The organism is Actinomadura napierensis, from assembly GCF_039529375.1.
GTDB lineage: Bacteria > Actinomycetota > Actinomycetes > Streptosporangiales > Streptosporangiaceae > Spirillospora > Spirillospora napierensis.
In genome coordinates, this window is sequence record NZ_BAAAMR010000183.1 from 1 (window position 1) to 12,298 (window position 12,298).

Genomic DNA, 12,298 nt, shown 5'->3' on the forward strand with positions numbered 1-12,298 from the left:
CCGCCGGCCGCGCCGCGGGGCGGCGGGCGCGGGCGGCGGCGCGGCCGGCGGTCACGCCGGGCCGGTCGTCACTACTTCTTCTTCTGGAAGGCGGTGTAGTCGTCCTGGGCCGCCTTCATGGCCTGCTGCGCGGACGTCTTGCCGGCGACGAGGCCCTGCAGCGGGCCGCCGAACGCGTCGGTGAACGTCGGGGTCGTGTAGTCGATGTAGGGGGTGGTGCCGTCGTTCTTGCTGAGCTCGGCCCAGGCCGCCGACACCTCCTTCATCAGCGGCTTGTCCGGCTGCTTGGAGGCGGGCAGCACCGGCAGGCTGCCGGTCTCGACCGCGACGTTCATCGCGTCCGACGAGGTGATGAAGTTGATGTAGGCGGCGGCGACGTCGGCGTGCTTGGACTTGGACGTGATCGACCACGGCAGGCTCTCGCCGCCCATGGTCGCGACGGGCGCGCCCGCCTGCGGCGCGGGCGGCAGCAGGAAGCCGACCTTGTCCTTCATCCGGTCGTCGAGGTCCGGCGCCCACCAGGTGCCGCCGAACATGAACACGCCCTGGCCCTTGGCGAAGTTGACCGGGGTGTCGTCCCACTTCACCGCGTTGGAGTCCTTGGTGAGGTAGCCCTTCTTCGCCCAGTCGGACAGCCGCTGCGCGGCCTGCACGTTCGGCGCGTCCGTCCAGGACCCGCCGCTGCCGAACACCAGGTTCCGGACGGCCTGCTTGCCGGTCGCGGCGTCCTGCAGGATGCCGTACAGCTGCATCGCGGGCAGCTTCTCCAGGTTGCCGAACGCGATCGGTACCTCGCCCTTGCCCTTGGCGGTGGCGAGCGCCTGCTCGAACTCGTCCCAGGTCCTGGGCGGCTGGATGCCGAGCTTGGCGAGCTTCTCCTTGTTGTAGTACAGCCCGACGATCTCGCCGTTCAGCGAGACCCCGTACAGGTCGCCGGACCCGATGAGCTTGCCGTCCTTGGTGACGCTGTTGAGGTCGAGCAGGCCCTTCGGGTACCGCTTGGACCACCCGTAGGCCTTGTCGTAGGACCCGAGCGGCAGCAGCATGCCGTCCTTGACGTACTGCGCCATGGACGCGTAGCCCTGGTTGGCCTCGACGACGTCGGGCGGGCTGCCGCCCGACAGCGCGAGCCGCAGCGTCTTCTGCAGGTCGCTGAACGAGCGCGACACCCGCTTGATCTTCACGTTCGGGTATTTGGCCTCGAACTGGGCGTTGAGCTTCTCGATCTGCTCCTTCAGCCCGCCCTGGACCTCCTGGTCCCAGACGGTGAGCGTCACGTTCCCGGCCTTGGCGACGTCGGTGCTGACCGCCGCGGGCGCCTTGCTCGCCGGCTTGTCGTCCGACGAGCCCGGCGCGCAGGCGGCGGCGAGCGCGGTCACCAGGACCGCGGCCGCGGCGACCGTGCTCCGTCTCATGAGCGTCGGCATTCCTGCGGCTCCTTTCTGTGCTGCCGGCCCCGCACCGGCCGGACGGGCCGTACCGGTGCGGGTCCTGGGGGGTGGGGCGGGGGGTCGGGACGATCGGTCAGGACGAGTGCTGCAGGTCGTCGCGCAGGGCGGCCTCGTCGCGGAGGGTGGGCTGGGCGCGCACCACGGTGTCGGTGGCCGAGTCGGGGATGTAGTCGACGACGAACGCGTACGGTTCGAGGACCTCCTCGGCGACCTCGCCGGACTCGCCGAACGCGGCGATCTCCCCCCAGCAGGGCGCGCCGAGCGAGCCGCTGCGGTGCCGCACCGACAGGCCCGCGCACAGGTTGGCGAACTTCAGCCGCTCCTCCAGTGGCAGCCCGGCGAGGGTGCCGAAGAGGAACCCGGCGCCGAACACGTCGCCCGCTCCGGTGGCGTCCAGCGCCCGGACCGGCAGCGCGTCGGTCTCGGCGACCTCGCCGGTGCGCGCGTCGATCGCGATCGCGCCGGCGCCGCCGCGCTTGACCACCACGACCGGCACCCGCTCCGACAGGGCGCGGGCGGCGGCCTCGGGCGAGGCGGTGCGGGTGTAGGCCATCGCCTCGACGGCGTTGGGCAGGAACACGTCCACGTGGTCCAGCCGGTCGAGCACCTCGCTGGACCATGTCTCGGTGGCGTCCCAGCCGAGGTCGGCGAAGATCAGGGTGCCTCCCGCGCGCATCTGCCGCGCCCACGCGGGCACCGGCCGCTCGATGTCGATGAAGCAGGCCCGCGCCGACGGCGGCGCGGACCCGAGCACCTCCTCGTAGGAGTCGTCGGCGGAGCCCATGTCGGGGACGGGCTTGGCGTAGGTGACCATGCTGCGGTCGGAGTCGTAGGCCAGCGAGACCGTGACCGGCGTGGGCCAGGAGCCGACCCGGCGGGAGTGGCCGAGGTCCACGCCCTCCTGCTCGGCGAGGGTGCGCCACAGGTAGGCGCCGAACAGGTCGTCGCCGAACGGGGCGGCGAGCCCGACGCGCAGCCCGAGCCGGCTCATCGCCACCGCGATGTTGGCGATGCCGCCGGGCGCCGAGCCGAGCCCGTCGGTGAACAGCTCGGTGCCGGGCGGCGGCAGGCCGGGCAGCCCGGTGAAGATCATGTCCATGAAGACCTGGCCGGAGAGGAAGACGTCCAGGTCGGGCGCGGGTCCCTCCTCGTCCGCGTCGTGCGTGCGGCGCAGCCGCTCGCCCACGGCCTCGCGCTCGGCGCACGGGTCGGCCATCGACGGCTCGGGCGGCCGGCCCGGGGCCGCCGCGCCCGTGGCCGCACCGGTGTCCGCGGCCGTGCCGCCGTCGCCGACCTCCGCGGACGGAGCCCCGCGCAGGGTTCCTGCTGTCATTGCGCCTCCTCACGAGGACCGTCAGAGCTGAGACCAGGATGACCGAATGTCATGACAAAACGGGACCGAGTGGGGTCCGGGCGGGCGGCGGGAGCGCCTCCGGGCCGGCGGCCCGTCACGTCCCGCCCGCGAACACGGCCGCGACCTCCGGGATGCGGGCGGCGTAGCCGTCCAGCAGCCGCCGCCCCACCGACACCGAGTCGACCAGCGGGTGCAGCGCGAACGCCTTGGCGGCGTCGGCGCGCGAGCCGGTCCGCGCGGCGCTGATCGTCAGCCGCTCGACCGCCTTGACCTGCTGCATCAGCCCGGTCTGGTGCAGGTCGGGCTGGGCCAGCGACAGCGGGTGCACGCCGCCGGCGTCCACCAGCACCGGCACCTCCACCACCGCGTCGGCAGGCAGCGCGGGCACCGTCGACCCGTTGCGCACGTTCAGGATCATGGTGGCGGGCTCGTTGCGGCTGATCGCGGCCATCACGCTCAGCGCGACGCCCGCGTAGCCCTCGTCGACCGGGTCGACGCCGGCGTGCCCCTCCAGCTCTGTGCCGGTCGCCGCGCCCTTCATCTCGGCCATGTAGCTGGCGCTGCGGGACGCGACGGTCTCGCGCCACAGCTCCATCGCCGCGCCGCCGGACGCCGCGGCGATCCGCTCGTAGAACGCGGCCTGCTGCTCGGCCAGGAACTCGCCGCGGGTCTGCGGGGCGTCGAGGGTGGCGCGCACCGCCTCGCGGTTGAAGTAGTAGTAGTACAGGTACTCGTTGGGGATCACGCCGAGCTCGCGGAGCCATTCGCGGCCGAACACCACGCCCTCCTCCAGCGAGCCGAGGAGTTCGTCGTCGGCGAGCAGCCCGGGCAGCACGTCCACGCCGTCGTGCAGGATGCGGCGCATCCAGCCGAGGTGGTTCAGGCCGACGTAGTCCAGCTGCACGCGGGACGGGTCGAGGCCGAGCGCGGCGGCGACCCGGGTGCCGAGGCCGGACGGGGTGTCGCAGATGCCGAGCACCCGGTCGCCGAGCACCGACTGCATCGCCTCGGTGATCATCCCGGCGGGGTTGGTGAAGTTGATGACGTAGGCGTCCGGCGCGAGCGCCTTCACCCGGCGCGCGATATCGAGCATGACCGGGATGGTGCGCAGCCCGTAGGCGAGCCCGCCGGGCCCGGTCGTCTCCTGGCCGAGCACGTTCAGGTCGAGCGCGACCCGCTCGTCGCACACCCGCCCGGCGAGCCCGCCGACGCGGATCGCCGCGAACACGAAGTCGGCGCCCTCCAGCGCCTTGTCCAGGTCGGTGGAGGTGAACACCTGCGGCGCGCCGCCGGACCCGTCGCCGCTCCCGTCCGCGAGCGCGGCCAGGACGGCCGCCATCGCCTCCAGGCGGCCGGCATCGGAGTCCTGCAGCCAGACCTCCTCGATGCGCGGGGAGCCGTGGTCGCGCAGCAGCGCCTGGTACACGTAGGGCACCCGGAACCCGCCGCCGCCGAGAATGGCCAGCTTCATGCGATGAACACCTTCCCGCCCGCCTGCCGGCAGAGCTCGAGAGTCTTCGGATCGGCGCCGGCCGTGGTGACGAGCGCGTCGACCTGCGCGAGGGAGCACACGCGCAGGGAGCCGGTGCCGGGGAACTTGGCCTCGGAGGCGACGAGCACCACCGTGTCGGCGGCGTCGATCATCGCCTGCTTGATCGGGGTCTCGACCTCCATGTCGTCCACCACCAGGCCGTTCGGCCGCACCCCGGTGCAGCTGAGGAACACCAGGTCGGCGCGGACCTGGCGGAGCGCGGTCTCGGTGAGCGACCCGACGAGCGTCAGGTAGTTGCGCCGCACCACGCCGCCGAGCAGGCACAGCCGGACGGCCTCGTCGTCGCGGAGCTCGTCCAGCACGGCCAGGTTGGCGGTGATCACGGTGACCGGGCGGCCGCGCAGGTGCCGGGCGAGCAGCCGGGTGCTGGTGCCGATGTCGAGCACGACGACCATGTCGTCCTCGACCAGGGCGGCGGCCCGCGCCGCCACCGCCTCCTTCTCGGCGCTGTCGTGCCGGGCCGACGCCGCGAAGGAGATCTCCGGCGCCGCCGCCCGCGGGGTCGGCGCCGCGCCGCCGTAGGTGCGGACGAGCTCGCCGTTGCGGTCGAGCAGGTCCAGATCGCGGCGGATCGTGGACTCGCTCACCTGCAGGCTCTGCGCCAGTTCCCGGACGGACGCCGCCCCCTTCGTGCGCACCGATGACACGATCTGCGCACGTCGCTTGCTCGAGGTCACGCAGGGGAACGTAGCACCCGTGACCGACTTCGGTCATCACCCGGCACGAAATTGCTCGAACTCCGTCATTCGGGCATCTGACCTGCACATATCCCGGTCAAAGTGTGACGGGAGTCAGTCAACGCGGTCAAGATCCGCCCGTTCGCGATGGGCGGACGCTCACCCTCTGTCAGGACGGACGGTCAGCCGCGCCGTCGTGCACCATGGAGAGGTGACGCAGGTTGTTGAGGAGCGGGCAGGGGCGACGGCCCCGGAGCTGGCCGTACTGGCGGATCTGGTCGCCGACGGCGACGTGGTGGTGCTGAGCGGGGCGGGGCTGTCCACCGAGTCGGGCATCCCCGACTACCGAGGCGAGACCGGCCGGCGGCGGCGCGCCGAGCCGATGACCTACCAGCGCTTCACCGGGGACGCGGCGGCGCGGCGCCGGTACTGGGCGCGCAGCCACCTGGGCTGGCGGCACATCGCCCGCGCCCGCCCGAACGCCGGCCACCGCGCGGTCGCCGAGCTGCAGCGGCGCGGCCTGCTCGCCGGGATCATCACCCAGAACGTGGACGGCCTGCACCAGGCGGCGGGCGCCGCCGGCGTCGTCGAGCTGCACGGCGGCCTCGACCGCGTGGTGTGCCTGGGCTGCGGGGAGCGCACGCCGCGGGCGCGGCTGGAGGAGCGGCTGCGCGCCGCCAACCCCGGCTGGGACGCCCGTCCCGACATGATCAACCCGGACGGCGACGCGGTGCTGTCGGACGCCGAGGCCGCGTCCTTCCGCATGGTGGACTGCACGCGCTGCGGCGGCCTGCTGAAACCCGATGTGATCTTCTTCGGGGAGAACGTGCCGCCCGCCCGGGTCCGCGACTGCTACGCCCTCACCGAGTCCGCCGGGACGCTGCTGGTGCTCGGGTCGTCGCTGACGGTGCTGTCGGGGTACCGGTTCGTCCGGCACGCCGCGCGGCACCGCATCCCGGTGGCGATCATCAACCGGGGCGCGACGCGCGGCGACGAGCACGCGCTGGTGACCCTCGACGCGCCGCTCGGCGCGACCCTGGACGCCTTGGTCGGCCTGACCTGACCCGCGGGCCGCCGCCCGGATCCGGTGAACGGCGGATGCCTCCGGGCCCGCCCCGCTACGGTGATCATCATGGACATCGGGGCGGAAGAGATCGCGGGGCTGCTCGCGCGGATGCTGGCCGACGGGCACGCGCTGCCCGCGTCCGCCGGCGGCGCGGAGGTCGAGGTGGCCGGCACCGGAGTGCGGATCGCGATCGCCGCACCGCAGCCGCAGGACAACGGGCTCGTCCAGCTGCCGATCGGGGTCTCGCACCCGAGCTTCGGCGGGATGTTCGCCTGGGACCAGGCCGTCGGGGTGCCGGGCGGCGACCGGCATCCGGCCGCCGACGCGCTCGACGGATGGGCGCACACCGTGCTCCCGGTGTTCGCCGCCGCGCTGCTGCCCGGCTGCGATCTCGCCGGGCACGCGACGGTGACGCCGCTCGCGGGCGGCGAGCGGTCCGCGCGGGTGTACTACGGCCCGGTCGCGACCCGCGACTTCGGCGGGCTGACCGAGGACGACCGGTCGGCCATGGCGGACCGGCCCCCGACGCAGGTCGTGATCGAAGAGCTGTTCACCGGCTACGCGCTGCCGGACCGCCCGGTGTGGCTGTTCAGCTTCTGCGCGCGGCTGCCGTCCGGGCCGATCACCGAGGTGACGGTGCTGAACGGCGAGGCGGGCGCCTCGTTCGGGCACATCGCCGACCATCTGCCGTGGCACGGGCACGGCTCGGTGAAGTCCTGGGCGCTGCTGGTCCCGAGCGGCTGACCGTCCCGCCGCGGCCGGGGCGTCCGGTCAATCCCGGTCCTCGTCGGGGAGCAGGTCGGCGAGGAGTTCGGCGAGGTGGCGGGGGCGGGCGTCGGTGCCCGCCTCGATCTGGGTGCGGCAGGAGAACCCGTCCGCCAGCACGGTCGTGCCGGGGTCGGCGTCCTTCACCGCGGGCCAGACGCCCTGCTCGGCGATCTTGGTCGAGACCTCGTAGTGGCCCGCCTCGAAGCCGAAGTTGCCCGCCAGGCCGCAGCAGCCGACGTCGAGCGTCTCGACCTCGACGCCGGCGCGGGACAGGACGCGCTCGTCGGTGCCGAACCCCATGATGGCGTGCTGGTGGCAGTGCGGCTGGGCGATGGCGCGGACCTTCGGCCGGTCCAGCCCGGCGACCACGTCGTGCGACGCGGCGGGCGAGGCGCCGCCGGACGCCTCCTGGTGCTCGTCGAGCAGTTCGGCGAGAGTGCGGGTCTGGTCGCGCAGCCGCTTCACGTCGTCCTCGACGCGGTCGCCCTCCATCAGCTCGGGCGCGTCGGCGCGGAACACGGCGGTGCAGCTGGGCTCCAGCCCGACCACGGGGATCCCGTCGCGCAGCCGCGGCGCCAGCGCGTTCACGGTGCGCCGCAGCACCCGGGCGGCGACGCCGAGCTGGCCGGTGGAGATCCAGGTGAGGCCGCAGCACATCGGCACCGGCGGCACCTCGACCTGGTAGCCGGACGCCTCCAGCACGCGGACGGCGGCCTTGGCGATGTGCGGGTGGAAGTTGTTGGTGAAAGTGTCGGGCCACAGCACGACGCGGCGGCCCCCGGAGCGCGCGGGGCGCCGCTTGAACCAGTCGGTGAACCGCTCGGAGGCGAAGCGCGGCATCTGCCGCTGCGGAGCGATGCCGCCGAGCCGCTTCATCGCCCGGTCCAGGCCGGGGACGTTCAGCGCGGCGTTGGCGGCGCCGGGCGCCACCGAGGCCATCCTCGCCCACAGCGGCAGCCAGCCCATCGTGTAGTGCGCGGGCGGGCGGAGCCGGCCCGCGTAGTGGTGGGAGAGGAACTCGGCCTTGTAGGTCGCCATGTCGACGTTGACCGGGCAGTCGCTGCGGCAGCCCTTGCAGGCCAAGCACAGGTCCAGGGCGTCGCGGACGTCGTCGGACCGCCAGCCGTCGGTGATGACGGCGGCGCCGCCCGGCCCGGGCACCGACGGGTCCGGCGTCCCGCCGTCCGGCCCGCCGCCGGGCATCCCGCGCATCATCTCCATCAGGATGCGGGCGCGGCCGCGGGTGGAGTGCTCCTCCTCCCCCGTCGCCCGGTAGCTCGGGCACATCACGCCGCCGGACGAGGCGCGGCACTTGCCGATGCCGACGCAGCGGGCCGCCGCGTGGGTGAACCGGTGATTGTCGTCGGGGAAGGAGAAGTGCGTCTTCGGCTCGGCGGGGTCGTAGCCGAGGTGGTCGAGGTTGTCGTCGAGGCGGTAGGGGTGGACGACCTTGCCGGGGTTCATCCTCCCGCGCGGGTCGAAGATCGCCTTGAACATCCCGAACAGCCGCACGACCTCGTCGCCGAACATCAGCGGCAGCAGCTCGCCGCGGGACTGCCCGTCGCCGTGCTCGCCCGACAGCGACCCGCCGTAGTCCACGACGAGGCGGGCGGCGCGCTCGATGAACCTGCGGTAGTTGCCGGTGCCCTTCTCGTCCTCCAGGTCGAACGGGATGCGGGTGTGCACGCAGCCCTGCCCGAAGTGCCCGTACAGCGACACCGGGCCGTACCCGAACTCGTCGATGAGCGCCTGGAAGTCGCGCAGGTAGTCGCCGAGCCGCTCGGGCGGCACCGCGGAGTCCTCCCAGCCCTCGTGGGTGTCGGGATGCCCGGGCGGGTAGGCGGTGGCGCCGAGCCCGGCCTCGCGGACCTTCCAGAGCAGCTCCTCGACCTCGGGGTCGTGCACGAAGGTGCAGTGCGGCGGGTCCGGTTCGTTCTCCAGGCGCTCGATGAGGTCGCGGGCGCGCCGGTCGGCCTCGTCCTTGGTGTCGCCGCCGAACCGGACCATGAGCCAGCCGGCGCCCTCGGGCATGTCCTTCAGCACCTCGGGCCCGGCGAGCTTGTCCTGCCTGGCGAGGTCGAGGAGCGTGTCGTCCATGCCCTCGAGCGCGAGCGGCTCGGACGGCAGGACGCGCTTGACGGCGTCGCCGGCGGCGAAGACGTCGTCGTAGCCGAGCACGGCCAGCGACTCGAACGGCGGCACCGGCACCAGGCAGATCTCCGCGCGCAGCACGGTGACCAGCGTCGACTCCGAGCCGACGAGGGCACGGGCGACGTCGAAGCCCTTCTCGGGCAGCAGCGAGTCGAGGTTGTAGCCCGACACCCGGCGCGGGATGTCGGGGTAGCGGGTGCGGATCAGTTCCATGCCATCGTCGCGGAGCGCGCGCAGCGCCCGGTAGATCTCGGCGCGGCGGCCGCCCTCGGCCTGGATCCGCTCGTACTCCTCGTCGGAGGTGGGGCCGACCCACATCCGCACGCCGTCGTAGGTCAGCACCTCCAGCCGGACGACCGAGTCGACCATCTTCCCGTACGCCTGCGCCGACGCGCCGCACGAGTTGTTGCCGATCATCCCGCCGATCGTGCAGGTGTCGTGGGTGGACGGCTTCGGGCCGACCATCAGCTCGTGCTCCGACAGCGCCTCGTTCAGGTCGTCCAGGCACGCGCCCGGCTCGACGATCGCGGTCCGCCGCTGCGGGTCGACCGAGATCAGCGCGCGGCAGTACTTGGACCAGTCGATGACGACGGCGGTGTTGCAGCACTGCCCGGCCAGGCTCGTCCCGCCGCCGCGCGACAGCACCGGGACGTCGTGCTCGGCGCAGACCGCGACGGCCTCGACGCCTGCCTCGACGGTGCGCGGCACCACCACGCCGATGGGCGGCTGCTGGTAGTTGGACGAGTCGTGCGCGTACGCGGCGCGCGATCCCGGGTCGAAGCGGACCTCGCCGTCCACCCGGCCGGCGAGGTCGCGGCGCAGCGCCGCGGTCTTCCAGTCCTCGGCCGCGCCGGCCGCCTTACCCTCGTCCCGCTTTACGTGCTTGCCACCCTGCGCGAACCTCCCGACCTGACGCAGACGCTCCGCCGATGCAGACATGCCCGACCGCATACCCGCACGGCGCGTTTCAATCCGGCCCGGCGGCGCCCCCACCAGGGCCCGCCGCCTGCGCCGCCGCGATTCCCCCTGCATGGCGCGTCCTTTGGGATAGGGTGTCGGCCGATTCGTCTGATCTTGTTGCGGGGGACGTCGTTGCAGGGTGCCCGACCAGTTGGTGATCTCACGCCCGAACTGCTCCGATCGCCGGTCTGGCACGACCAGCAGGTGCAGGCCGCGGGAATCCCGGTCTACGACGCGCCCCTGGTGTCGGTCGGCGGCGGGCTCGGCTCGTTCACGCTCGTGGACGTGCTGCGCGTCCAGGGCGTCCCGGCGGGCTCGATCCGGGTGCTGTCCAGCCGGGACGCGCCCTGGCAGTCGTGGGAGTACCTGACCCGCGTCTCGCAGCTGCCGGCGGGCGAGCGGATCCGCTCCGACGCCGGCGCCCGGCCCGACAACATCTGGGGCTTCCCCTCGTACGCGCTGCACGAGGCGTGGCAGGACAAGTCGGTGAAGCTGCTGTGGCAGGTGCTGACCGAGCCGGTCCTGACCGACTTCTTCAGCCCGCGCGCCGCCACCGTGTTCGAGACCGTCCGCCGCGAGGCCGACCGGATCTCCTACTGGCAGATGCTCGCCAAGGGGCAGGTCCGGATGGTGCGGCGCCGGATGGGCGGCGGCTACTACACCGTCCTGACACCGCCGCCCGGCACGTCCGCGACCAAGCGGATCGTGATGCGGTCGCAGTACGTGCACCTGGCGGTCGGCTACCCCGGTCTGAAGTTCCTGCCCGATCTGCAGCAGTTCCGCGAGACCCACAACGACTACCACCGCGTCGTCAACGCCTACGAGCCGCACGAGCACCTGTACGAGACGCTGAAGTCGCGTCCCGGCGTGGTGGTGGTGCGCGGCGCCGGCATCGTCGCGTCGCGGGTGCTGCAGCGGCTGATGGACGACCGCGCGAAGTACGGGCTGCAGACGCAGATCGTGCACATGTTCCGCACGTTCGTCACCGGCTCGCACGGCCAGGGCATGTGGATGCGACGCAAGGGCGGCGACGGCTGGTCCTACCAGGCGTTCACGCTGCCGAAGTCGGCGTTCGGCGGGCAGTTGAAGGCGCAGTTCCGGCGCGCCGGGCCGGAGCGGCGCGCGGCGCTGTCCAAGGCCGTCGGCGGGACGACGACGCCGCGGCTGCGGCGCTGGCAGCAGCAGATGCGCGAGGGCCGCGCGGGCGGCTGGTACCACCCGTTCCAGGCCGTCGTGGACCGGGTCGAGCCGGCCCCGGACGGGCGGCTGGTGTCGCTGACCCGCAGCGACGACGGCCGCCTCGGCCGGTACGTGTCGGACTTCGTCATCGACTGCACCGGGCTGGAGGCCGACATGCCCGAGCACCGGGTGCTGGCCGACCTGCTGCAGTACGGCGGCGCGCGGCGCAACGGCGCGGGCCGCCTCGCGGTCGGCGAGCACTTCGAGGTGCTCGGCGCCGAGAGCGAGGGCGGCGTGCTGTACGCCTCCGGCGCCGCCGCCGCGGGCAACCACTACCCGGCCGTCGACAGCTTCCTCGGCATGCAGACCGCGGCGCTGGACATCGCCGCGGACCTGGCCCGGCGCGGGTTCTGCGCGCGGCTGGGCCCGGTGCGGTCGACCGGCCAGTGGGTCAAGTGGTTCACCGGCCGTCCCCTCTGACACGCAGGAGCCCCCCACCGTGATCCCCACCCTCGCCGGCCGGCTGCAGACCCGCGTCTTCGTGCTGGCCACCGTCGGAGCGCTGCTCACCGCGCTGATCGTCCCGGTGCTGCCCGGCAGGCCGGGCTCGCTCGGCGCGGCGTACCGGACGGCGTTCCTGATGCTCCTCGCGGTCATCGTGGTGGGGCTGGTGTGGGAGCTGGTGTACCACCTGCTGATGCAGTTCCGCTGGGACAAGGACTGGCCGACGCTGTTCGGGCTGGCCACCATCGTCCCGGAGGGGGCGGTCATGTGGCTGCTGCTGAACGCGGGCCTCGTTCCCGGCATCGAAGGACACGTGTCGGCTTCGATGTTCCTGACGATGTTCGTGTTCGTGTGGCTCGGCCAGTGGCTGTTCGTCAACGGGCCGATCCGGGTGTTCTTCGTGCGGTGGAGGCTGCGCGGCGGACGGCTGCTGTGACCGGCGGGGCGTTCGCGCGGCCGCTGCCCGGCGACGGGCTGGTCGCGCAGGAGGGCGAGCTGTCGCTGGTGTGCGCGGCGCCGGACGCGGTGACCGCGCCGCTGGTGGACGCGCTGCTGGCCGCGCTGCGGGAGGTCGCGGAGGCGGGCGGCGACGGCCCGGACCTGGTGCGCCGCGCCGCCCGAGTGCTGGCGGCCCGG

9 protein-coding genes and 1 pseudogene are annotated in these 12,298 nt (G+C 73.2%); 5 read left to right on the forward strand and 5 right to left on the reverse strand.

The window, feature by feature from the left end:
* Window positions 1–71: 71 nt before the first annotated feature.
* The 4 genes from ABD296_RS47100 to ABD296_RS47115 form a co-directional block, all read right to left on the reverse strand.
* Window positions 72–1,427 carry an extracellular solute-binding protein gene (locus ABD296_RS47100; RefSeq protein WP_344284230.1) on the reverse strand — a complete coding sequence of 452 codons (1,356 nt, stop codon included), beginning with the start codon at window positions 1,425–1,427 and terminating at the stop codon, window positions 72–74.
* Window positions 1,428–1,524: 97 nt separating this feature from the next.
* Window positions 1,525–2,784, reverse strand: coding sequence for a carbohydrate kinase family protein (locus tag ABD296_RS47105; protein ID WP_344284233.1), 1,260 nt, complete (start codon window positions 2,782–2,784; stop codon window positions 1,525–1,527).
* Window positions 2,785–2,899: 115 nt separating this feature from the next.
* On the reverse strand, window positions 2,900–4,276 hold the full coding sequence (locus tag ABD296_RS47110) for a 6-phospho-beta-glucosidase (RefSeq protein ID WP_344284236.1): 1,377 nt from the start codon (window positions 4,274–4,276) through the stop codon (window positions 2,900–2,902).
* A complete protein-coding gene (locus tag ABD296_RS47115; protein WP_344284239.1) occupies window positions 4,273–5,034 on the reverse strand; it encodes a DeoR/GlpR family DNA-binding transcription regulator in 762 nt (253 codons plus the stop codon). The genes ABD296_RS47110 and ABD296_RS47115 overlap by 4 nt, the downstream gene beginning before the upstream one ends.
* A gap of 211 nt (window positions 5,035–5,245) precedes the next feature.
* On the opposite strand from ABD296_RS47115, the gene ABD296_RS47120 reads away from it, so the two are divergent.
* The gene (locus ABD296_RS47120) at window positions 5,246–6,097 is read left to right on the forward strand and encodes an NAD-dependent protein deacetylase (RefSeq protein ID WP_344284242.1); all 852 of its coding nucleotides are present in this window, start codon (window positions 5,246–5,248) and stop codon (window positions 6,095–6,097) included.
* 69 nt (window positions 6,098–6,166) lie between these two features.
* Complete coding sequence (locus ABD296_RS47125) at window positions 6,167–6,844, forward strand: DUF6348 family protein (RefSeq protein ID WP_344284245.1); 678 nt, start codon at window positions 6,167–6,169, stop codon at window positions 6,842–6,844.
* 27 nt (window positions 6,845–6,871) lie between these two features.
* Here the strand turns inward: ABD296_RS47125 and ABD296_RS47130 are convergent, their stop codons facing one another.
* Window positions 6,872–9,958: an FAD-binding and (Fe-S)-binding domain-containing protein gene (locus ABD296_RS47130; RefSeq protein WP_344284248.1), complete on the reverse strand. Its 3,087-nt coding sequence runs from the start codon at window positions 9,956–9,958 to the stop codon at window positions 6,872–6,874.
* A 225-nt stretch (window positions 9,959–10,183) separates the two neighbouring features.
* On the opposite strand from ABD296_RS47130, the gene ABD296_RS47135 reads away from it, so the two are divergent.
* The 3 genes and pseudogenes from ABD296_RS47135 to ABD296_RS47145 form a co-directional block, all read left to right on the forward strand.
* Window positions 10,184–11,638 (forward strand): FAD/NAD(P)-binding protein, encoded by a 1,455-nt coding sequence (locus tag ABD296_RS47135; protein WP_344284251.1) that lies wholly within the window; start codon window positions 10,184–10,186, stop codon window positions 11,636–11,638.
* Window positions 11,639–11,657: 19 nt separating this feature from the next.
* Window positions 11,658–12,098 carry a hypothetical protein gene (locus ABD296_RS47140; protein WP_344284254.1) on the forward strand — a complete coding sequence of 147 codons (441 nt, stop codon included), beginning with the start codon at window positions 11,658–11,660 and terminating at the stop codon, window positions 12,096–12,098.
* A pseudogene (locus ABD296_RS47145) lies at window positions 12,095–12,298 on the forward strand (hypothetical protein); the annotation flags it as partial. The gene ABD296_RS47140 and the pseudogene ABD296_RS47145, both read left to right, overlap by 4 nt.

Bases quoted from the DNA above. Each gene is read 5' to 3' on its own strand.
- ABD296_RS47130 (WP_344284248.1), bottom strand. From the start codon at position 9,958: ATGTCTGCATCGGCGGAGCGTCTGCGTCAGGTCGGGAGGTTCGCGCAG.
- ABD296_RS47100 (WP_344284230.1), bottom strand. From the start codon at position 1,427: ATGCCGACGCTCATGAGACGGAGCACGGTCGCCGCGGCCGCGGTCCTG.
- ABD296_RS47110 (WP_344284236.1), bottom strand. From the start codon at position 4,276: ATGAAGCTGGCCATTCTCGGCGGCGGCGGGTTCCGGGTGCCCTACGTG.
- ABD296_RS47105 (WP_344284233.1), bottom strand. From the start codon at position 2,784: ATGACAGCAGGAACCCTGCGCGGGGCTCCGTCCGCGGAGGTCGGCGAC.
- ABD296_RS47125 (WP_344284245.1), top strand. From the start codon at position 6,167: ATGGACATCGGGGCGGAAGAGATCGCGGGGCTGCTCGCGCGGATGCTG.